Annotated in this window: 5 protein-coding genes; 4 read left to right on the forward strand and 1 reads right to left on the reverse strand. The window is 49.0% G+C overall.

Going from position 1 to position 25,074, the window contains the following annotated elements; translation table 11 throughout:
- The first annotated feature begins 119 nt into the window (after positions 1-119).
- A complete protein-coding gene (locus ACOJUO_RS03740) occupies positions 120-398 on the forward strand; it encodes a hypothetical protein (RefSeq protein ID WP_422138965.1) in 279 nt (92 codons plus the stop codon).
- An 85-nt stretch (positions 399-483) separates the two neighbouring features.
- Here ACOJUO_RS03740 and ACOJUO_RS03745 read toward each other — a convergent pair whose 3' ends face one another.
- Positions 484-7,839, reverse strand: coding sequence for an AAA family ATPase (locus ACOJUO_RS03745; RefSeq protein ID WP_422138966.1), 7,356 nt, complete (start codon positions 7,837-7,839; stop codon positions 484-486).
- 266 nt (positions 7,840-8,105) lie between these two features.
- Between ACOJUO_RS03745 and ACOJUO_RS03750 the strand changes: the two genes are divergently transcribed.
- The 3 genes from ACOJUO_RS03750 (at position 8,106) to ACOJUO_RS03760 (ending at position 25,043) form a co-directional block, all read left to right on the forward strand.
- Entirely contained in the window at positions 8,106-16,082 is a 7,977-nt protein-coding gene (locus ACOJUO_RS03750) for an AAA family ATPase (protein WP_422138967.1), read from the forward strand.
- Positions 16,083-16,227: 145 nt separating this feature from the next.
- Positions 16,228-17,211 (forward strand): transposase, encoded by a 984-nt coding sequence (locus ACOJUO_RS03755; RefSeq protein ID WP_422138968.1) that lies wholly within the window; start codon positions 16,228-16,230, stop codon positions 17,209-17,211.
- Positions 17,212-17,630: 419 nt separating this feature from the next.
- A complete protein-coding gene (locus ACOJUO_RS03760) occupies positions 17,631-25,043 on the forward strand; it encodes an AAA family ATPase (protein ID WP_422138969.1) in 7,413 nt (2,470 codons plus the stop codon).
- The last annotated feature ends 31 nt before the right edge of the window (positions 25,044-25,074 follow it).

Raw genomic sequence — 25,074 nt, forward strand, 5'->3', positions numbered from 1 at the left:
TTACCTGCTCCCACGCAGAGCCTGGGAACGAGGTGAAACTCCAACAGGGAGCAAGTTGCAGCCTTCCTTTCAACTGCTATTCTCAACGCTCAAACAAAAAATCGCATAGGACAGTCAGTATGAGCCTTGAGGCAAGAGTCACGGTACTGGAAGAACGGCAAGACAAATGGGAGAAAGTGACCGCAAGCTTGAGCGATACCCTATCGTTTATGCTTCGGACACATCAGCAATTAGAGATTCATCTGAAAATACATGACCGGAAATTTGCGAAGATTGAACAGCGTTTCAAGCAGGTTGACCAGCGTTTTGACAAGATTGAAATGTATTTAGAGGATCATGACCGACGTTTTGACAAGATTGAAGACATGCTAATCCAGATCTTCAATAAGCTCGACTAGCAAAAACAACATAGGTCAGTCAGTACGAGCCCCGAGGCAAGAGTCAGGGTACCGGAAGAACATCGGGAGTGAGGCCGGGATTCATTTAGCTATCCAGTGCGTCACAAAGCGAATTCAAATTCACGGTGCTCAAAAACTCTTCGGCAATTTTTGTCATATCAACGGGTCCGAGCACCAGAGCGTTAGTGACGTTGAGTGCCTGCTTCAGGTAGGTATACTCAATACTGTCGTATATAGAGGAATAGGTATCTATTTCTGACATCATGCTGTAAAGCTCTCCTGGTGAAGAGGGATCGTGAGTGCCATAGTTGCCTCTATCCTTGGTCCCCCAGCTGACAGCATCAATCCAGCAATACGTTAAACTACCGCCTTTCGAGTGCGTTAATTCATACAGATAATGACTGTAGGCCTGCTGAATCGCTTGCTTGCACTTGTCTTTTAAATTATCCACAAGTTTTTCCTCCCCTAACGGCTGCAAGTCAGGGCGTTTCTCAACTTTTTGTCGACAAAGGGCTTTGATCTTGTCTCTGATCAATGTTTCGTCCCAGTCAGGTTTTCCTGTGATAATCACCGGACGATGGTTTGCCTTGCCGGAAATTAACTGCACAAATGCAGGGTTGTGCACCAGCATTCGTTCTATATTCGGAATGCCCTCAGGATTGTCCGTCCAGGCGGTCTCTACGGATGAGTTGGTAATTTTACCTTCAAGGAATGACGAAAACCCATCATGACCATGAGTGATGAAAAAGGTGGAGATATCACTTGTTTTCTTTCGCAAGCGTTTATAAAACAATTGCCATGACTGGCTATTTTTTTCCCTGGACAAGAACGCCTGATACCACTTTTTCAGGCAATGGTCGGCTTCAACTTTCAGTTCATCGAAGTATTTAAGACCCACCAATTGATCATGAAGTTTACGGGCCAGCTTGGGATAATTCTTATCGTACGGCAGTGGATCAAGCCAACCCGATGCCATGGCCTCACGGGCAAAGAGAATAACCGAAGGTCCGGCTGAGTTCAGAATATCCAGCATTGCCTTCAACCACGGGTGAGGGCTTGCTCCGCCCTGAACAATGATTTTTGAGTGTAATGACTTGAGTGGTTCACTGACCTGATCTTCATCACTGTTGGACAATATTGCTTTTACTGCGTCCGACATCGGCCTTTCGTCATAAACGTTTCCAAATCCAGAACCGGCCAATGCCTTCTCGTCATCGCCCAATGCTTCTGTCGCTAGTGACTCCAGCATTAAGACGCCCATGGAAAATCCGGCTAAATCTTTTTGCAACCAAAGTCTCTCTACCATTTCGGAAACAGTCATATGGGCTTGCCGAAATGCACGGTTTGTCTCAAGGGCTATTTTCAGTGCCTCAAGGTTCATGCCAAGCACCATGGCCAGAGCTTGCTGTTGAGCTGAATCAGCACTTTTCAGAAGATCTTTCAGCAGATTCCTGATCTTCTTTGATGCCCTGTCGTAATTACCGAAGTTCCCGGTGGGTTGGAAGTCAGGTCTGATTTCTATTGTCTGCAGAGGGGCCCCGCCTAAATCCAACGATACCCAGGTTTGGCCGCCATCTTCGGAATACTCGGCAAAGCAGTGGACAGAGTTGTCTATTTGCCGACAGGGAATCCCAAAGTAACGACACAAAGCAACAAAAACAGGCACACGATGACGACAGCTACCTTGCCGCTCTGTTACCAGGAATTGAAAGAAATTCTGACTTTCCTCTGGTTCAGACTTACCGGAAAATTGTCTGCAATAGTGATTGATCGCCCAAATACGTTGTAGCTTGGATTTAGCGTTTTTTATGGCCTGCAAAAGCTCCTGTGATTCGGTTGGGTGTTGGCTGGTGGGTGAAAACAAATCGTTCAGTACCTTTTTCATGCCTTCTGAACAGTGGGTGTCAGAAGCTGTTAATCGTTTTGACAGGGCCTCTTTATCAGGCGAGCTTATGCCCGGTTCTCTCTCTTCTACGATATAAGCGATCAGAATACTCTGGTTGGCTTTGGCCTCTGGAATAGTCAGTGTGTGAAGCCCGGTACATCGATCCCTGACCAGTTTAAAGTCGAAATCGGGTTTGGTACGCAAGGCCACGATATAGTCATCAGGCGTCAGGCTGGGCAATGCATATTGACCATTTTTTGATCGCAAACTCAGGGTCGCCAGCGTTTGATATCCGGTTAATGTCACTTCCTGACCATACTCTGGCAATAGTGCAGGCGTGAGGGGTTCGACTCTCTGAATGTCCTGATCACTCATGTCGATCAGTTCGACGTCACCCTCAACAGTGACATTAATATCCCTTGCCCACCAGCGGTACATATGGGACGGATGCCGACTATTAAAGATTTTATAATCGATAACCTTTGGCACCTGCCGGTTCTCATAATTGGTGCTCTGGTCCAATGTCGGAGCCTGTTTCTCGTGGACTTCTGAATTGTATTTTTCAGAAACCTCAACCCAATGGCTTGGCTGACCCATCAGCTGATGCCAAAACCCAGGCCACAATTGAATGGCATTGGAGTTCCATGCACTTATCCGCCGTTCAGCTTCCTGAAGAAAAGGCTGAGAAGCGGGTAATTTCAGCGTTTGTTCCTCTTCTTCCGTCAGGGGAAAGACGCTATTAGCATCCACGCCTGTCCGCTCAAACTCATGGTTAAACCAGTGTTGCTGACAGTGTCGGTACAGTGCCCGGTTGAGAATATCGTCCGACTGGTTCGGCTTCAGGGAAAGACCGGATTTCAGCCATCTGGCCTGGGCCACCAGCCTGATAATTTCCGTTTTGGCTTCCTCTTTATCCAGAAGGGTATTAATACGGATTTCATGGTGTTTTTCATCAATGCTGTTGCGATCACTGAGTCGAATCAACCAGGGACGATCAATGCCCGATACCGTTTGGTAGAACCAATGGCTCAGCTCAGGCTCAGGCGCTCCTTTACCCATGGCAAGAGTCGTTAAATCGGGTAGTTTCTTCAGCGATCTGTTGGCGGCCATCAGATAAAGCCGGTAGTGCTGATTGAGGTATTGATGGAGTGCTTTATCGCTAAAATCACCCCCTCTGTTAACCGCTCTGGCGACATTCTGTAGATCAAGACTGGTTGGCTGCAACGGGAGTTTTCTCCGTTGCAGGTAAGCTCTTAAACGACAGTGTTTCTCAGTCAACCATTTAGCTGCGATTTTTCCCTGCGGGTCCTGTGGCAACACTTTTTCGGCAATGGCCTGCAGTTCTGCCGGGTTATACTGCCGGATCGGCAAATGCCGAAAACGCCCTTTCAGCGCCGGTGATAAGGGTTTTCGTCCGCTGTACTCAGGCGGGTTGATGGTGGCAAACAGGTGAAAACCCGGATGGGCGTCACCGGCCAGAATATCGTTCAACTCACCTTCCAGATGCTGGCTGTCGATCAGGTTCATTTCCGAAATCACCACGATGCCGCCTTCAATTTTGGCCTTCTGGATCTTTTCACACACTTTGTCCCAGGAACAATCGCAGGCATTCAGGTAATAGACTTCCGGCATGGACTCTCCCTGTCGTTTAGCCTCCTGTCTGACACTTTCAATCACCAGGTTGAGCGTGGCATCCTTGCCCCGTCCCGCCGGGCCTTCAATCAGTGTTGCCTGACGACCGCCGTGTTTTCTGTTGAGGTGATAAGCCTGCTGACAGCGGCTTAAATCCTGTCCAAGCCATTGCACCAGCTCACAGACTGCCGATCCGGAGGTATCAAAGTCTGGTCGGATTTCTCTGCTGACTGTACTGAAGGTTTGCTGCATATCTTGCAGGGTGTGGTCATGAACTTTGTTGCTCAGGGTATTGTTCATTTGGTAACGGGCAGCAAACCAGATTTCCAGTGCCGACAGGGCATCCTGATGAGTTTCGGTGATTTCCGACCCCAGTACGTCCCGAAAACTGTGTTGGATCAAACTGTTTATTTGCTCACAGGTCACACTGCCGCGAGCGGGCAGGGCACGATCCAGATACCAACCCACCCAACTGCAGATATCGGTTAAATCCCTGGGGGTAAACTCATGCTCGGGCAAGAGTTCCTGATAATATTGCCAGAGCGCCATCAAGCTGTTGCTGGCTCTGTGTGCAATGTCGTTTATTTGATGCTCCAGCAGGTGCCGTTGTAAATGCTTGACGAGAGCTGGTTCCACCACTCTGTCCCGAAGGAATGCCTGGTCCAGGCGAGGGTAGTAAGCTGTCGGCAGTTTCTCTTTCAGGGCCGGGTCCATCTGGCGCCCGGCGTAATGATCGGGGTTACCGGTGAGAATCACCCGGTGTTTTGGGCTGACCTTGACAGGATGACCATTCACATAGATGCAGGGTTGCGGTTCCCATAAACCGTTCAATGATGCCAGCAATCCGGTCTGGGCCAGGTTGGCTTCATCCAGAACCAGAGTAATGTACTCTCCTCCAATACAGCTTGCGTCTTTGTCGGATTCGGTACTGGCCCATTCCATCAACGCCCGGTTTTGCTGCACCATAGAGCGGTCGCCATCGGCATGTTGTTGCCACTGCCAGCGTTTCATCAGGGTCTGTTCGCTGTCGGAAGGTCCAAGAGAAATCACCGAAGCCTGTCCTGAAGCTTTCGCCATTTTGGCGGAAAAGTAACTTTTCCCGGTGCCGGTTTCTCCCTGCAGGAAGATAACAGGAGAGTCGGTAAGCCGGTCATAGAGTCGGGATAATCGACGACTTTCACGATCCTTCTGACTTATCTCGCCGTGATAAAGATCCCGGGCCAGTGCTGACAAGGGCATATCGGCGGAGCCTTGCCATATCAGTGATTCAGACAGTCGACGTTTTATACGTTCAATGTCTTCTGTCTTGGAATTCGCTGTTCTGGCCCCATGAAAACAATCGCTGGCCAAAGCATGAAGGGCATCAGATCGGGTCTGCCCCGATGGCAAAATTAACTGCCAGCCAGAAGCCAGTGCATCCTGTAAACGTTTAATCTGTCTTGATGGTCTGATGGCTAACGGTGGATGTTCTTCTGCTGCCTTCGGATCAATTTCGAACTGATAGGCTAAAGCATCTCGTTGTTTTTCAGGCCTATGGGCCAGGATCATGGCACAGAGCCTGTCGAGAACGTTTTCTTCGCCCCATGCTGGAAATGGATGTTCATAGGCCAGTTGTAATTCGATGCCTTTAAATACTGCCTGATCAAAGGCTCTGGCCAGTTGCCACAGGTTCTGCCTGACAAACTTTCTATCCAACCGCAGGGAACTGTTGATGATGGCGTTTAAACGATCCGGGTCCACCGAAGCCGTTTGATCCTCATCTGGCGTCTTATCCGGTAACAAGTGCCAGCAGGCCACTTTCATAAAATCCCGTACTGATGGGTTCTGCCGGGTGCCATGGGTGATAACGCTATCGATGGCCTTGCGCCAGTTGCGGGGTAAAAGCTGTAAGGACTGGTCAACCTGCTGTGCCCGCCGGGCAGCCAGTATCAGGTTATGCAACAACCCTTCGGTCATTTCTGGTAGCGGGTTACAAAGGTCAGCAGGTACGGTTTCAAACGCCTGGTAAAGTTTATTAAGCGCCTGTTCTGGCAGCTCAGCCCGGGAGATTTTATGTTTGACGGCATTGATCTCCCAGAGATCCACCTCAGGACAGGGCTTACCCTTGGCAACCATCGAACGAAATATTGAAGATGGGCTTTTTACAGACTCAGGCCAGAGCATTGTGACATGAGCTTGTGGATAAGCCTGTAACTGCCCATTGACCAACAGAGGTTGGCCAGCAACCAGAGGCTCCAGAAGCTGCTGAAGAATTGGATTGGTTTCCAGCCCCCGAAATACCACCGGCTTGCCAGCGGTCAATGCCTCCTGCAATTTACTCTGACGGCGTCCGAAATAGGCCTTTTGTTCCGAGCTGATATGGATATTATCAAATAGCTGGCTGAAACTGGTCTGTTCATTGACCCGAATCACCAGAGGGGCTTCCGGATGATTATTGAGCCAGTGACTGGCCTGAGCAGCTTGCTGATAGGTAAAGGTATTAAAGGCGGAGCGAGCCCTCATTTTTTCCTGCAGGTAAGACAGAGGCTGCTCATTATTTTCTGCCAATCCCAAAGCTTTCGGCTGATGTTTTGAATGAGCTACCTGAAGCAGCGGCTCTACGCCGGTTGTCTCGCGAATCGTCTGCAATGAACCCAGCAAACGAAACCAGAGAGCCTCAGTCAGGGGAGAGGTGACGGTAACTGCACCACCGGCCCGAACCTGTTCCAGCAGGCTGGTATTAGGAACTGCAATGCCTTCCGGGTGAATGGCAATGGGGCTCAGCCAGTCCCTGATATTATCCCGGTTAATGATGATCGGGTTTTGAGGTGCGTGCTTTTTATAAAGTTCTTTTTCACAGTTTTTTTCATGAGAATGTGACAGGTTTTGGAACAGTGAATAAAGCTCGTCATCGCCAACCGGCATCTGATAAAACTGAACATCGTCGGGTAATGGACAGATCTCCCCATTACTCTCAAAGCACTGGTGCGCCAGCATCTGTCGAATGGTCTGTTCAAAGGCCAGGTCTCCCCAGTCGGCCCCTTTCAGAATCACCCGCTGTCCGCTCCTCAATGACTCAAGCCTGCCGGGGATATGCCGGATTCGCCCCTGTTTATCCACACCGGGGCCACCCAGCAGCAACTGTCGCCAGTGACTGTGCAAGTGGCAGTTAATTATAAGAGTATTGTCGTCCATTACGCTTTCGGCAGAGGGGAGTTCAGCCAGTAGCGGTGGAACCTCGTCGATCTCCAACGATGGGTCATTGCCGGTTTTTGCGTCCAACTGCCAGGTATTGTCCGGTCGATTAATTCGCCGCCAGAAGTCAGCCCCCGGTGCGTCGTCAAGCCTGCCAACCGACCTCAACTGTTCAGGGTCTGCCAGCACCAGCAGAGCAACATGCTCGCCCAGGGGGCGCTTCTCCTTGCTGACTCTGTCGTACAGACAGGGGTTATCCGGGTCCAGCAGGTCGTTAAATTTGGGCAGATCCTCGCTGGTGAGCTTTCGGATATCGATCACCAGGGTGAGTGGCTGCGAACCTTCAAACAGTTTGCCCGGATAAAGGGTGTGGCGACCCTCGTCGGAAATGCTCAAACGGCTCACCAGGTTAGCCTGTGAGAGGTCATCGGGATGGGAAATAAGGGTAACATCCCGATGTTCATCGCAGGTCTGGGCCACTAAAAGCTGACGAACGTCATCATCATTGGTGACAAAACGAAAATCGAAGGCATGAGGGGTCTTGCAGAATGAGGAATCTGTTGAGGATACGGTTCTTGCCGTGTCAGGTGACTGAATCTGAGGTGATGATACATTGAGTTTGGCCATGACATCAGAGCAGATCCCGACATCATTTGCTGATAATTCCAGCTTTGGTTTCTTGGATGGTACGCCAGTATCAGAGCCACTATCAAAAACCGATTTGTTTATTTCCCTTATTCCACCATCCATGGTCAATCTCCCTTCCTGATGTCTTTTGAAGAACTGTATTGAAACTGATTGATTGTTTGACCTTAGGATGGGATTAAAGTTCGATTTTGACTGTTACCCCTCTATAGGGTTGCCCAGCCTGCTGTTCGGCTGCACTGAATCAGGTGAGGCCGTCGCATCTGCCATGGTTGCGGCTCTCTATTTAAATGGAACTTACGTTTAATCTTAAGGTCAAATTATATAACAACTTCAACTTGGTTCTTCAGATCGCAGTAAGGAGATTGACTATGGATGGTCAGATTGATGAAGGTACAAAAAAACACGCTCTGGATCCTAACCTTCTTGATCATGGCGGGCATGGCGTGGCAGCCAAGAGAGCAAAGCTGGATTTATTATCAGAACAAGAGAAGACTGTAAGAAGCTGCTCTGAAGTAAGGTCCAAACTAAAAAGATCGCCATCTTTGGAGACGGTGCCTGACAAAGTCAGAACCGTTTCTTTAACGGATTCCTCGCTGCCAAAGGCGACTCATTCCTTCGATTTTCGTTTTGTCGCCAGTGATGATGAAGTTCGGCAGCTTTTGACTGCCATAACCTGTAATGAAGATGTTACTGTTATTTCCCACCCCGATGACCTCTCACAGGCTAACCTGGTGAGTCGGCTGAGCATTTCCGAAGAGGGTCGTCATACTTTGCGCTCGGGCAAGCTGTTTGAAGGTTCACAGCCATTCACTCTGGTGATGGATATCCGACAGCTCACCAACGAAGAACTGCCCAAATTCAACGATTTACTGGACCCGGATACCCCCTGTCTGTACGACAAAATCAGCCAGAAAAAACACCCCCTTGGCGGGCATGTTTCTCTATTGGTCCTGGCAGACCCTGAACAGTTGAGGTCGGTTGGCAGGCTTGACGGCGCATCGGCGGCCGGCGCTCCGGGTGCCGATTTCTGGCGGCGAATTAATCGTCCGGGAAATACCTGGCAGTTCAAGGCACAGACCGGCAATGATCCATCGATGGATATCGATAAAGTTCCTCCGGTATTGACTGAACTCCCCTCTGCCGAAAGTGCTATGGAAGACGACAATACCGTTTTAATTGACTGTCATTTACACGGTCACTGGCGACAGTTGCTCCTGGGCGGTCCCGGAGTGGATCAAGAGGGGCGAATCCGGCACATCCCCGGCAGGCTTGAGTGTTTGAAAGCTGGACAACGGGTGATTCTGAAAGGGGCCAACTGCCGTGATCTGGCCTTTGAACAGACGATTCGGCAGATGCTGGCGAAAAAGTATTTTGAAAGCAATGGCAAGATCTGTCCGTTACCCGACGATGTTCAGTTTTATCAAATGCCGGTAGGAAATGACGAGCTTCATTCACTGTTCCAAAGTCTGTCCCACTCTCGTATCAGAGAAGGCGCCAAAGAAGATGACAATAGAGAGAACGCACCAGGAAAACCGATCATTATTAACCAGAGTAATATTGCCCAATGGCTGAACCCCATTGCCATTGCCCCGGAAGGCTATGCAGTACCTAACACCTGTCTGTTGGAACAGGTTCGAGCGGGTGGTGTCGTCACCGTAACCTCTCCCCTCACTGAGGCACTCTGGTTTCGTTTACTGGGCTCATTGGCGACTATTCGCGCGACCACCGGCCTGAAGCCCGGACTTGAGGTAGCCCACTGGAAACAGCAGCCGAAAGCCCTGGGATTGACAGAACAAGATGAGCGCCCTTGGTCCGGGAGCCAACAGCAACAGAAAAAAATCAAAAATCATGATGCCTTTGACGCAGTCACTTATCGGCAACATGCCGAGGCAAGCCAATGGATCAATGATCACCGGGGAGCACCTCTGGTCATCCGGGTCAATGAACAGACTTGCTTAAGTCAGCTATTTGATAATCTCTATATCACCTCAGAACAAAAGGCGTATTTTGAACGACGCCAGAGTAACTTGCAGAAGGCATTAATTGCTGGCAAGCCAGTGGCATTCCTGGGGCTCGAACAAAATCCATCCCTGGCGCAGCTGTTGGAACCTCTGATGATGGGGCAGCCTCTGCTGGTCAATGGCCAATTACAGGCCTACCCCCGGGCTCATGTCACCCTGCTCTGGCCTGAGTCTGCGATAAGCCCATCGCCAGTATTTCGTTCGCTGGTTGCTGCGGGTAAGCCGTGTCCCGAGGTCGATCTCTGGGATATCAATGCTCACAAGCATGGTATCTCTCGGACTGAACTGCCAGAACAAGCGCTTAAGCAACTTTACCAAGCGTTTGAAACCGTCCCTTGCGGCCTTTGTAACCCTTTGCCTGAAATGACCAAAGGGTTGTTGAATAACCTGATACTGGCAGCCCAACGAGCACAGCAGGTTGACCATGCCTCACAGCTTTTACCTCGCCACTGGCGCAAGGCCATCGATAGCGTCGTCACCCATGGCACCCGCCAGCATCAGTCCGTGCGTGATTTTATGAAAGTGGCCTGCTGGCAGTTGTTACCGGATAAGATGCCGGATGCTGATGAGAAACCGGATAAGGATCAAACCGCCTCGGTAGACCCGGATCGGTTAAACGCCATCATCAACAGTGCCCTGCCATTGAATAGAGTGTTTGTGGAACAGAACCTGTGGTCACTGGCCAGAGCCTTTGACCCGGCAGTATTTAAAGGTAACGAATTACGACTGTCCTATAAAAGTCCATTTCCAGAGTGGAGTGAAGCAGACGTTCTCGACAGGCTCTCTGCCATAATTCTGGCCCATGTGCCCGAACATCAACGAGATGCCATAGCGTATCAGTTGGAAATAAGTCCGGCGGCAGCAAAGCCCTGGCAATCGTTGGCCATCAGGCCAGCAAGGCAGATTAAACGTTTGCAAGATGCACTGGCTTGCGGCTGGCACTTACCTTTACTACCGGGGCAGACCCGATCCGATGCCATTCACGCCCTGGCCATCGATTGTTTCCACATTGCCAGAGGAGAATATGTCACAGAGAATCCCGCAGAACGCATTGAACGCATAGAAAATCGACTGTCCGATTCGCTACAGCCGGGTTTTGCTTATAGGCCATTGTCAGCACTGGCCCAGGATCTTTATCACGGCGAGATGAGTCAGGAGGATCGTGAAATCCGTCGATTATCCCGGCTCCATGACCGGCTTACGGACTCTCCCGTTCTATTCCTTGAGGGAGAAACCGGCACCGGGAAAAGCTACTTTTCCGCCAAAATGGCAAAGGCCTCAGGACAGGCTGCGGTCATTTCCCTTGGACCTTCCGACAGCGAACAGACCCTGATGAAACACTGGTACTGGAAAAAGTACGCCGATGGCGATCGCTCTATGGCACAGCAAAACCGGGCTCTGATGGAATGGGCCAATACCCCGTCCGACAAAGACGGACACTATGTCACCCTGGTACTGGATGAAGCCAACCTGGCCAAAGCAGGGTTGCTGGCATCATTGAATGGCTTATGGGAACCAGAACCCTGTATCTATATAGACGGTCAACCTGTCAAGGTCGGCCCAAAACACCGGGTGATTCTCACCGGTAACCCGAATCATTACGCCGGGCGCCAGCTCGACCCGGCCCTGAAAGAGAAACTGTCCAGGGCTTACTATCCCCGCCTGGACCAGGCTTTCCTTCGGGACAGAGTAGTGGAACCGGCTCTGGTCAGGCAGCTACAACGGCATCTGCAGGACTACGACCAAATCAACAAGATTGCACATGAAGCCACCGAGAGTGTGATGGCACTTTGGCGGTACTATCAGGAACTGTTGCCCGAGCATGAGTTTACCCCCAGGGATTTAACGGATATCTGCAGTTGGGTGGGCTGGTATCTGGACCGTGGATTATCTAAAGGAGACAGTGTTAGCTGTAAGCAAGTGAACAGTCTGATCCGGCAAAGTTTTCGGGATGTGCTGGGTCCTGAAATCACCGAGACTCATCAGGATGCCCTTTTGGCACTGGAAATCTGGTTTGCTGCCCGTTATCAACTGGACAACACCCTGAACGACAAAGTTCGTACACAGAACCTGAATGATATACAGCAGCCCTTCATGGAATACACCGACAAAAACCGACCTGAGTTTGATACCTCCGGATCGGCAGTCATTGAACTGGCGCAACAGCTTGGACAGGATTTAAGTCGCTGTCAGCAGGCTTATCATCGCAAGATAAAACACGATGGCCGTCAGGCGACCCTGATTGAAGGCCCGGCCGGACGGGGTAAGGATGCCACGCTGAACCTGGTGATTGAAAGCGCCAAACAGCGGGCCAGACTAAGGCAAGAACCCATGCCAGAGGTCCATCTACTGAATGCCTGTGATTGTTCCTGGGAGCAACTGTGTGAAGTAATCCAGAAAGCAAAACTGGAAGGCGGCATCGTGGTGATTTCAGAAATGAACCTGATCGACAGCCAACATCTGGAAGGTGAGTTAAACGATATTCTGGCCGGTGACGCCCATCCGGGCTTCCACCTGTTCGCCACCATCAACCCGCCAGAATACAGCGGGCGAAAACCCTTATCACCGGCGCTGAAAGGGCGTTTTCGACATTTGCCCATCCGGCAATACAACCCGGCAGAATTACAAACCATCGCCGGGAAAGTGTTGCCAGAGTCCTCAGAAGGGACATCCGCCGCTAAAAAGCTAACAGAAAAACATTGTCTTTTAAGGGCTCATCTGCAAGGCAGAAAACTGCCATTGCAGCCGACCAGCCTCGATTTACAAAATGTCGCCAGGGCCGTCCTCGCAGGAGGCGATTTTAGCGAAAAAGCCGTTCATCAATGCCTCAATCAGCACTACCGGCTTTACCTGATGGCCGCCGATATATCACTGGAGAAACTGCACGAGTCACCGGCTCTTGCCATGGAGAAAAGTGAATTTAGTTCCGGACTTTGCCGTTGGTTCAATCAAACGGTATCGGGCATTAGTCGTCCGTGGCTGATACGAAAAAGTGATTGCAACAGTATTGATGAAAAAAACCATGAAATTCGTATTAAGACCCAACTGACTCCGGAGGAAGCCAAAACGGAAATCATCAAGGGGATAGCTCAGGCAAAATGGCAGGCATCCGGTCTTTCCCTGAAGCCGGACGAGTCGGACGACATTCTCACCCGGGCACTTTACCGACACTGGCAGCAATGCTGGTTTGATCGTCAGTTTGGCCAGTCGGGCGTGGACGCCAGTAGCCTATTCCCCCTGACGGAAGAAGAGTCACAAACGCTGAAATTGTCTATTAACCAGCCTTATCTTCAGACAGCTGATCAGCGGATAGAAGCATGGGAAGCCGGTGAAGTTCAATGGTGGCCTGCATTCTGGCGTCAAATCAGTGGTCTGCTGAACCATTTGGTAGACGATTTTATTAACGAAACTCCAGCTGTTAGCGCTTATAAAGCGCCTGAACAAAACTTGCCAAAAATTCAGGAGCAACAGGCTTCGGCACTGGATCAGAGAACGAACCGTGAGCCACAACCCGTTAATGAAGTATCGACTATCAGCTCTGATAAAGCGCCTGAACAAAACATGCCAAAAGTTCAGGAGCAACAGGCTCCGGCACTGGATCAGAGAACGAACCATGAACCACAACCTGTTAACAAAACGTTGGCTGCCAGCGCTGATAAAACTCCTGAAAAATACCTTCCAGAGGCCCACCTGGAAAAGGCTCCGAAATTGGACCAGAAAACGAATTATGAGAACCAGGAAAGGCCAACCGTTAAGGAATATAAAATTTTTGATACGACGCAGTTTCCTTCCGCAATGATGCGCCTGTGGGCAGAGGATGTTTATGTGTCTCCTGAGGGCAATGTCAAACAGATCAGTATTAATGATCAACACATACAGGGAGCCGAAGTCCTCGTACCTGCAAGGTTGCCAGAGCCTGACCAGGAAGTGATATTGGCCAGAGATCAAACGCTGGCAACTTTTACCTGGCCATCAAAGAATGGTCAACTTAAATTGCCCAGCCTGACGACTAAAGACTATATCGTGGCCCTGCGTATAAAACCCGGTTTTTCATATACCCTGCTCAGGGATCGATATACCGGACTTCACACACTGTTTATTCCGGAAGCCAAAGACAACCAGAATATTGAATTGGCTTATATCGTAGAATCCAGAAAAGCGGGCAAAAAAACACCTGTTGAAGAAGTCCGACCCGCACAATCAACACGTTTTGACACCCGCTGTTCAGAAGGGATGAGAAGCGTACTGAAGGAAGTGTTTGATAACATTAAGGGGCAACCAACCGAAGTACAGATACCTTTGCAGAACATAAAAGACGCCAAAAATACAAGGCAACGCATTATGGCGATCAGGGACTATTGTAAACAGTTTTCCGGTAAGGCTGAGCCGAAAAAAACGGAAAATTACTTTCACTTCCTGGTAACACAACGGCAGGGGCGCTGTCGTCATCGTGTGCCTGTGTTTGTTGCTCTTTGTCGTTATTTTGGGATTCCATGTCGGAAAATCAGAAGCTATACCCATGCCTTTGCAGAGTTTTCTGCAGATAGAGGCCAAACCTGGGAGTCAGCGGATTTGGGCGGGGCGCCTACCCGGGATATAAACATCCTGTCCAAGTTCCAGCCTCGCAAGCAGGTCAGAGGTTCTGGCACTCAGTCGAAGAAAATCAAGGATATCCTGAAAGGTGCTGATTTAGCACAAAAGGCAGCTCTGGCTCAAGCCATTGGTTTGAGCCTTGAGGAATTGAGCAAAGCCCTTGAGCAAGACACTACATTGCCGGTATCCCAACTAGACACTCTCGAAGTACTGAAGGAACTTTGGAGGCGAAAAGATTTAGCCAGTTTTTCATTGGGCGTCGCAATGATTGAGTCGCTGGATACAAAAGAATTGAGCGATGTCAAGCATGAACTGCTCAGTAGTGAGACTCACCCCAATCGCAAGAATGGATTTCCCGATAGTAAGCCTTGGTTCGACTACGACGATAAATCTCTCATTAATAGTCTTTGGACTGGTCACGAGAATCTGCCTCCCAGTCATATTATTCGCGGCGATAGGCATAACCCTAAACCTGTGTCAGAAGCAGTAAAAGAATTATTGATCTTCAGGCATGAAGATCAGGTCACTGAACCACTCAAGTCACTCCATTCAAAATTGATTGTTCAGGCCGGAGTAAGCCCACAAAAGTGGTTGAGTGCAATAGTGGATATACTGAAATTCCCTTGTATAAATAGTTCGACTATTCGCCTTGCCCATGAAGCACTGACATTGGGTTGGCTGGATCCACTGCCGACCGATATGGTGGGGGCTCATGAACATCACGATCTGTTGGTGCGTCTGCAAAAAATCGATGCACTGAAGGTTAAAGCCACCCGTTGCCTGAAAAAGTGGTATCAGGAATTTTTGTCCAGGGAAAAAAATAACCAGGTATGGCAGTTAGCTTATAAAGACTTCCTGGAGAGAGAAGGTGATGTCATGTTCGTCGAACATCGTCATGGCGGGTTTTCGCGACTGCTTGAAGAGAACATTGCCAGTCAATCTGTAAAAAGTGCCTGGACGGAACAACCTGAGGGAGTTCCTGATATAGAACGAATGCTGGCGCAACAACCCGCATTTTCGAAGTTCATCTCAGGGCAGACAAACCACCGTCCGGTAATTATCCTGGGGCAACCTTCCTGGAAAGACAGTGTGAGTAATGAAAAAATCAAAGCCCTGTTTCAACTAAAAATTAAGAACACCCCCGATTTGAAGCAGGTATTGGAAAGAATCAATAAAAATCATGCAAACCGTGATCAATGCGCCAATAACGTGCGAGCATTGAACAAAGCATTCAGGGAAGCTGGGGGCAATACACAATCTCAGGCTCAAAAAGAGGAATATGAGAAAAAACGGAATGAACTCCTGAATAATTACACCCTTAGTTTAGAGACCCTTAATTCGTCATTAAAGGACGAAGAACTTTTGAATCATTTAAAAGACAAATGCAAGAAAGCGATTCAACAGGCCTTCTGTCATTACCTGTATGGAGTAACACACTCGAAAGGCAGTAGCTTAATGTATTGTTGGGCCGAAGCTCGCATAGGGTCTGAGACTCAGGAGAGCGACAACTATGGCACTCATGCTCCATCCTCACCAAAAGAGCTATACGCCATGATGTCTGAAATTGATAGCTCTCGCGAATGTGAGCACAGGTTTAAAGATGCCTACTTAAGGCAAGCACTCAACGTCAGTAATGCTCTGGTGCTCAAACCCAGTAAGCTGGAAGCCATCGCCAAAGAATTTTTGAGCAGCGTGAATTTGATCTCGCTTTATGAGTCATTAGAGACCTGATAAAGAAAAAAAGAGAAAAAAAGACACCTAAAGAAAAAAAGACACCCATAAAGAAAATAAAAAAAGACACCCATAAATTTTTTTTACCATCAACCTGGTCTACTTTTTCACCCATCACTGATTTTTTACCCAGACAGGTGAGTTCATGGCTCAGGCCCGCAATACTCTGATTGACCCCGGCTCAACGCCTTATTACCACTGCATGGCAAGATGTGTTCGTCAGGCTTACCTCTGTGGAGAGAACCACCTGACTGGCAAGAACTACGAGCATCGCCGCCAATGGGTGGTGGATAAACTTCAGGAACTGGTTTCAGTCTTTGCTATCGAAGTTTGCGCTTACGCTGTCATGTCGAATCATTATCATGTGGTTTTGCACATCAATCAGTCATCTGCCAGGAGCTGGTCACGGAATGAAGTGCTGCATCGTTGGACGACCTTGTTCAGAGGTCCACTTCTGGTGCAAAGGCATCTGGCCGCTGACAAACTGGGCAGCGCTGAATTGGCCCGTATTGATGAATATGCTGAGGAATACCGGCGTCGTTTAACGGATATCAGCTGGTTTATGCGCTGCCTGAATGAACATCTTGCTCGTGAGGCCAATAAAGAAGACGAGTGTAAAGGACGCTTCTGGGAAGGTCGTTTTAAAAGCCAGGCATTGCTGGACGAAGCAGCCTTACTGACCTGCATGACCTATGTTGACTTGAATCCGATTCGGGCTGGAAAGGTGGAAACACCGGAAGAATCAGACTACACGTCGATTCAGGAACGCGTGGAGCAGGTTACACATTCTGAGACTAAAAAGCAGCCGCTGACCCTGAAACCTTTTTGTTCGCAGGGCCAGAATACGGACGTTGCCCTTCCCTACCTTCTTCACGACTATCTGGAACTGGTTGACTGGAGTGGCCGCATTGTCAGGACAGATAAGAAAGGTTCCATCCCGTCGCATATCCCTCGTATTCTTGAAAGACTGGAAATTGATCCGGATGAGTGGCTGAAAACCATGCAATGGAATAATCGTTTTTATCGGGCAGTTGGCCGTCTGGAGACGATGAAGGCTTATGCATTTGAAGCCGGAAAGAAGTGGCTTCGAGGTTTAAATGTCTGTAGTCGTTTGTACCTGACAGGTTAGTGTAGAAGGCAGTTAAGAAATTAAACACTTTCTCTTCATCTCTCTTCGACTTTAAGTCGGAATAGGTTTGTGTTGTCTGAATCATGGCCTGAGCAGCCTCTGTTCTTGGGATGCTTCTGTATGGCTCGCTGATAGGCTATTCGAAGATAGGTTTTTAGATCCTTTTTGGGAATACAGTTTTTAGATGTCTTAATTATTTAATGGGTGTCTTTTTCTTTTTCATTATTTAATGGGTGTCTTTTTCTTTTTCAATGGGTGTCTTTTTCTTTTTCATTTTAATGGGTGTCTTTTTTTTTTAAATGGGTGTCTTTTTTTTTGTTTTTTTTTGTCTTTTTTTTTTTGAACTCTCATCCTGTCTGAAGGTCGAATGATATAACAATTTCGATGCAGTCCTTAATTTGACAGGAGGGAGTTTGACTATGGATGGTTATCCTATTGATAGAAAAATTGATGCCAATGCTCTAAAAATTAGCGAAATTAGCGTGCCAGCCAAGAAAACAAAAAAGCTGGTTGATTCATCTTCAAAGATAATAGCCATCTGCTCTGGTCTCAACGAGCAACTCAATATATCGTCAACTCAAATGATGAAGCCAGAGAAAGCGAGAACCGTATCCTTGACGGATTCCTCGCTGCAAAAGGCTTCCCATGCCTTCGATTTTCGTTTTGTCGCCAGTGATGATGAGGTTCGACGACTTTTAGTTACCCAAACCTGCGATGAACATCGGGATGTCACCCTTATTTCCCATCCCGATGACCTTTCACAGGCTAATCTGCTGAGCCGGTTGAGCATTTTCGACGATGGCCGCCAGGTTCTGGGTTCAGGCAAGCTGTTTGAAGGTTCCCAGCCACTCACTCTGGTGATCGATATTCGAAAGCTCACCAGCGAGGAGTTGCCAAAATTTAACGATCTACTGGACCCGGCTAACCCCTGTCTTTACGACAAAGTCAGCCAGAAAAAGCGCCCTCTGGGAGAACATGTTGCTCTGCTGGTCGTGGCAGATCACAGACAGCTGGCATTGGTTGGCCAGCGTGATGACGCCTCGGGGACCAATGCTCCGGGCGCTGATTTCTGGCGGCGAATCAATCGACCTGGAAATACCTGGCAGTTCGACGCAAAGACCGGCAATGATCCATCGAAGAAGATCGACAAAGTTTCCCCGGTATTGACTGAACTGCCCTGCTCCGAAAGCGCCATGGATGACAAGAATACGGTTCTTATTGACTGCCACTTGCACAGTCACTGGCGACAATTGCTTCTGGGCGGCCCCGGTGTGGATCAACAGGGACGCATCCGGCACATCGCCGGCAGGCTTGAATCTCTGAGGGCCGGACAGCGGGTGATTCTGAAAGGGGCCAATTGGAAGGACCTGACCTTTGAACAGACGATTCGGCAGATGCTGGCGCAACAGTCCTTTGAGAGCAATGGGAAGATTTGCCCGTTACCCGATGATGTTCAGTTTTACCGGATGCCAGTGAGGAATGACGAGCTTTATTCACTGTTCCAAAGTCTGTCTCACTCTTCTGACAAAGAAAGTGACAAAGAACTTGATAAAAAGCAGGCACACGCAAACCCGATCATCATTAACCGCTGTAATATCTCGCAATGGCTGAGCCCTATTGCTATTGCCCCGGAAGGCTATGCAGTCCCTAACACCTGCCTGTTGGAGCAGGTTCAGGCGGGGGGGACAGTCACCGTAACGTCTCCCCTCACTGAGGCACATTGGTTTCGTTTGCTGGGTTCATTGCAGACTATTCGCGAGAGGACAGGCCTGCCCCCCCAACTGCTGGTGGCTCATTCAAGACGGCAGCCAAAATCCCTGGGATTGGCAGAAGGCCATGAGCAATCTCTGTTCAAGAACCGTCAGCTACAGAAAAATGTCAGAGATCACGCAGCTTTTGATACTGTCACTTATCAGCAACATGTCGAGGCAAGTTATTGGCTAAATAATCAGCAGGAAGCACCTCTGGTGATTCGGGTCAGTGAACAGACCGGCTTTAGCCAACTCTTTGATAATATCCATATCACCTCGGAACAAAAGGCACATTTTGAACGCAGTCAGAGTGCGTTGCAGAAGGCATTGACCGCTGGCAAGCCGGTTGTATTCCTGGGACTGGAGACTAATCCAACGCTTCAGCAGCTTCTGGAGCCTCTGTTTGTTGGCGAACCTCTGTTAGTGAATGGCCAATTGCAGGCGTACCCACAAGCTCATATCACAATACTCTGGCCCAGGTCTGCGAGAAGTCGATCTTCAATAGTTAATTCGATGGTTGAAACGGGCAACCCGTGTCCTGAGGTTGGTGTCTGGGATATCAATGTCCTCAGGCATGATATCCCCCGGGCCAAGCTGCCAGAACAAGCGCTTCACACACTTTATAAAGCATTTGAAACCGTACCTGCCGACCTTTGTAAACCCTTGCCTGAAATAACCGAAGGGTTGTTGAATAACCTGATACTGGCTGCCCGGCAGGCACAACAGGTTGACCATTCGCCACAACTCCGCCCCTGCCACTGGCGCAAGGCTATCAATAGCGTCATCACCCACGGCACCCGGCAGTGTCCACCAGTGCGGGATTTTATGAAAGTGGCTTGTTTGCTCTTGTTGCCGGATAAGACGCCGGATGCCCATAACAAGCCGGATGAGGATCAAGCCGCCTCGGTAGATCCGGATCGCTTAACTGCCATCATCAACAGTGCCTTGTGGGTGGATAGAGGCTTTGTAATACAGAACCTCTGGCAACTGGCCAGAGCTTTTGACGTGGGATTATTTAATGAAGAATTAGAGTTGTCCTATGAAAGTCCATTCCCGGAGTTTGGTGCAGAAGAATTTCTGAACAGGCTCTGTGCCATGATCACGGCCCATGCACCTGAAAAACGACGAGATGCCATAGCCTATCAGTTGCAAGTCGATCTGGAATCAACAGAGCCTTACTCACTATCAGCCATCAGGCCATCAAGACAGATTAAACGTTTGCAGGATGCACTGGCTTCTGGCTGGCAGTTACTTTTGCCATCCGGGCAGACCCGATCCGAGGTCATTCACGCTCTGGCCACTGATTGTTTTCATAGAGCCAGAACAGCGAATTCTGAGGCAGAAGGCATTGAACGCATAGAACACCGATTGGCTGAATCACTGCAATGGCAGGGTTCTATCAGTTCGCCCTTGTCAGCACTGGCCCGGGATCTTTATCACGGTTTGATAAGTCAGAAGGATCGTGAAAGTCGCCGATTATCCCGACTCCACGAACGGCTCGCGGACTCTCCCGTTATATTCCTGCAGGGAGAAACCGGCACCGGGAAAAGTTACTTTTCTGCCAAAATGGCAAGAGCTTCAGGACAAGCTTCAGTCATTTCTCTTGGACCTTCCGACAGCGAACAGACCCTGATGAAACGTTGGCAGTGGCAAGAACACGCCGATGGCGACCGCTCTATGGTGCAGCAAAACCGGGTGCTGATGGAATGGGCCAAGACCGAATCCGACAAAGACAGAGGCTGTATTGGAGGAGAGTACATAACTCTGGTTCTGGATGAAGCCAACCTGGCCCAGACCGGATTGCTGGCTTCATTGAATGGCTTATGGGAACCGAAACCCTGCGTTTATGTGAATGGACATCCTGTCAAGGTCGGCCCGAAACACCGGGTGATTCTCACCGGTAACGGGGGTCATTACACCGGGCGCCAAATGGACCCGGCCCTGAAAGAGAAACTGCCCAGAGTTTACTACCCCCGCCTGGATCAGGCATTCCTTCGGGACAGGGTGGTGGAACCGGCTCTGGCCAAGCATTTACAACGGCATCTGCTGGAGCAGCAAATAAACGACATTGCACACAGTGCCACCAAAGCTGTGATGACACTCTGGCAATATTATCAGGAACTGCTGCCCGAGCATGAGTTTACTCCCAGGGATTTAACCGATATCTGCAGTTGGGTGGGTTGGTATCTGGATCGTGCCCTGCCCGCTTGCGGCAGTGTGACCTGTAAGCAAATAAACAGTTTGATTCAACACAGTTTTCGGGATGTACTGGGGCCGGAAATCACCGAAACTCATCAGGAGGCCCTGTCGGCACTGGAAACCTGGTTTGCTACCCGTTACGAACCGGAGAACACCCTGAGCGACAGAGTTCATAACAAGACCCTGTCAGATATTCAGCAAACCTTCAGTGCAGTCACCAGAGAAATCCGACCAGACTTTGATACCTCGGGATCGGCAGTCCGTGAACTGGCACAACGGCTTGGGCAGGATTTAAACCGCTGTCAGCAGGCTTATCATCTCAAAATAAAACACGGCGGTCGTCAGGCGACACTGATTGAAGGTCCGGCCGGACGGGGCAAGGATGCCACGCTGAACCTGGTGATTGAAAGTGTCAGACAGCAGGCTGAAAAACGGCAAGAATCCATGCCGGAAGTCTTTTACCTGAATGCCTGTGATTGTTCCTGGGACAAAGTGTGTGAAGTGATCCAGAAGGCAAAGCTGGAAGGCGGCATAGTGGTGATTTCAGAAATGAATCTGATCGACAGCCAGCATCTGGAAGGTGAATTGAACGATATTCTGGCCGGTGAAGCCCATCCGGGTTTCCACCTGTTTGCCACCATCAACCCGCCTGAGTACAGCGGGCGAAAACCCTTATCACCGGCACTGAAAGGGCGTTTTCGACATTTGCCCATCCGGCAGTACAACGCGACCGAATTACAGACCATTGCCGAAAAAGTGTTGCCAGAGTCCTCAGAAGGGATATTCGTCGCTAAAAAGCTGACAGAAAAACATTGTCGTTTAAGAGCTTACCTGCAACTCAAAAAACTGCCATTGCAACCGACCAGCCTTGATTTACAGAATGTTGCCAGGGCTATCACCAGAGGAGGCAATTTTACCGAAAAAGCCGTTCATCAATGCCTCAATGAGCACTACCGGCTTTACCTGATGGCAGCAGACCTGTCGCTGGAGAAACTGCCAGAGCCATCGGCTCTGACCACAGGTAAAGGAGAGCCTGCTTCTGAACTTTGCAATTGGTTCAACCAGACAGTAAAGGGAATTAACCGCCCGTGGTTGATACGAAACTCTGATCACAAAAGCATTGATGAAGAGCGCCATGAAATAAGTATTGAGGCCAATCTGAATGAAGCCGAAGCCAAAACAGAAATTATCGGGATGGTGGCTCAGGCAAAATGGCTGGCATCCGGTTTTTCCCTGGAGCCAGACAAGTCGGACGATATTCTCACCCGGGCACTGTACCGACACTGGCAGCAAAGCTGGTTTGATCGTGAGTTTGGCCGGACGGGCGTGAAAGCTAATCTTATATTTCCCCTGACGAAAGAAGAGGAACAAACCCTGAAAATGCCGGCTTGCCAGCCTTATCTGCGCGAGGCTGATAAGCAGATAACGGCATGGAAAGCCGATGAAGTTCAATGGTGGCCTGCGTTCTGGCATCAGATAAGTGATCTGCCGAACCATTGGATGGACAATTCTGAAAAATACAATCCAGAAGTCCTCGAGAAAGAGGCTAAGACACTGGACCAGATAACAAACTATGAATGTCTGGAGAAACCAAAAGTTGACGTTTATGAGGTTTTTAATTCGCGCTGCCATTCTGCTGCGATGTATCGCTGGCGGGCAGTGGATACCTACGTAACTGCTGAGGGTAATATCAAACAGATCAGTCTTGATGGTATACACATTCTGGGGGTCGAAACCCTCATACCTGCGCGGTTACCGGGGCCTGACAAGGAAGTGACATTAACCAGCAAGCAAACGCTGGCGACCTTTACCCTGTCATCAAAGAATGGCCAGTTTGCATTGCCCAGCCTGACGCCCAACGACCATATCGTGGCCCTTCGTATAGAATCCGATTTGCCATATACCCTGATCAGAGACCGATATAACGGGCTACACACACTGTTTGTTTCCGGGATGTCTGTTTCCGGGATTAATGCTGAACAGAGTATTCAATTTGCTTATATCGTAGAACCCAGAGAACCGGGTAGAAAAGAAGCCCGGCCAGAACAATCAACATGGTTAGACACCCACTGTTCAGAAGGTATGATTACTGTACTGGAGAAACTGTTTAAGAGCATTGAACAACAACCAATCGAAATACAGGAGCCTTTGCGGTCAATAGAAAATGCTGGAGACACCAGGCAACGCATTGAGGCAATCACTGAGTATTGCCGACAGTTTTCCGGTGCGTCTCAACCAGAGAGTGCTAAAAATTTCTTTGCATTCCTCGTAACACACCGGCAAGGTAGCTGCCGTCATCGTGTGCCTGTTTTTATTGCTTTTTGTCGTTATTTCGGGATTCCATGTCGGCAAATTAATAACCGTATCCACTGCTTTGCCGAGTACTCGGTGGATGAACGCCAAACCTGGGAATCAGTGGATTTAGGCGGAGCGCCAATACGGCCAAAAGCAATCACTCCTCAATTCCAGCTCATCAGGAAGGTCCGTAGTGCCAGCACTGCATCAAAGAAGATTAAGAATCTCCTGAAAGGAGCTGATTTAGCACAACAGCAAACGTTGGCTGCAGCCTCTGGAATAAGCCTTGAGGAACTGAAAAAAAACCTTGAGACAGACAGTGCATTGCCAGAAAGCAATCCAGGTATTCCCGAATTATTAAATAACCTTTTTAAGGAAAAAAGTTTATCCGCTTTTTCCATGGCTGCCTCAGTGATCGAGTCACTGGGGAGAGAAGAGTTGGATCATTTCAATTTGAAATTTAAACCCATATCGGAGGCAATCCATCAAATATTGTCCAACAGTGATGAAGATCAGGTCAGTGAACAACTCAAGTCACTCCATTCAAAAATTATTCTTCAGGTCGGCACCACCCCATACAATTGGTTGGCTTCAATGGTCTATCTACTTCATAAAAGTAACCTGAGCAGGCCTTCGGTTCTTCAATTGACCCGTAAAGCCATGGCATGGGGTTGGCTGGATCCTGTGCCGGACTACGATAGCAAGATTATGGGAGCCAATATACATCACGACCTTTTGGTGCGTCTGGAAGGTGTAGATGAATTGCAGGTCGGCGCCACCCATTGCCTGAAAAAGTTGTATAAGCAGTTATTTTCGTTGAAAAAAAATAGCCAGAAGTGGCGGATGGCTTATCAACGCTACCAGGAAAAAAATGGTAATGCCTTCTTGTTCATCACTCATTGTTATGAAGGTTTTTCAGCATTTCTGGAAGATAAAATTGTCAGCTCATCTCTACAGAACGCCTGGACAGACGAACCTGAGGGCATTCCGAATATAGAACGAATGCTGGTGCATCATCCTGCGTTTGTGAAGCTAACCTCAGGCAAGGCGAACCACCGTCCGGTGATTATCATGGGGCAACCTCGCTGGGGCAATACGGTGTTTAATGAAAAGGCTGATACCCTGTATCAACGAATAATTAATAACAGCCCTTACCTGAAGCCGTTGTTGGAAGAAATCAAACTAAATCCCCATGGGATGTCATGGGAGAACCAAAGGCTTCTAGATGATATAAAAACTAAATCCAAGCCCATGATTGAGCAGGCTTTCATTCAATACCTGTATTCAGTAACACACTCGAAAGGTGGTTGTTTAACCTATTGTTGGGGAGATGCTCTCTTCGGGGACTGCGAGGATCAACGTTACTATGGCGCTCATGATCCGTCTTCACCAGCAGAGCTGTTAGTCATGATGTGTAGTTTTCATAGCTCTTTAACGTTTCAGAATTCTGTTAAAGATGCCTACCTGCGGCAGGCACTCAACGCCAATAACGCTCTGATACTCAAATCCGCTGAGCTGACAGCCATTGCCGAAGAGTTTTTGAACAGCGTGAATTTGAATTCACTCTCTGAGTCACTGGATACCTGATAACCGTTTGGTCATGATCAGTTTTTCGAGA

Origin of the sequence: Endozoicomonas sp. ALC020, assembly GCF_049275935.1 — a bacterium.
Classification (GTDB): domain Bacteria; phylum Pseudomonadota; class Gammaproteobacteria; order Pseudomonadales; family Endozoicomonadaceae; genus Endozoicomonas_A.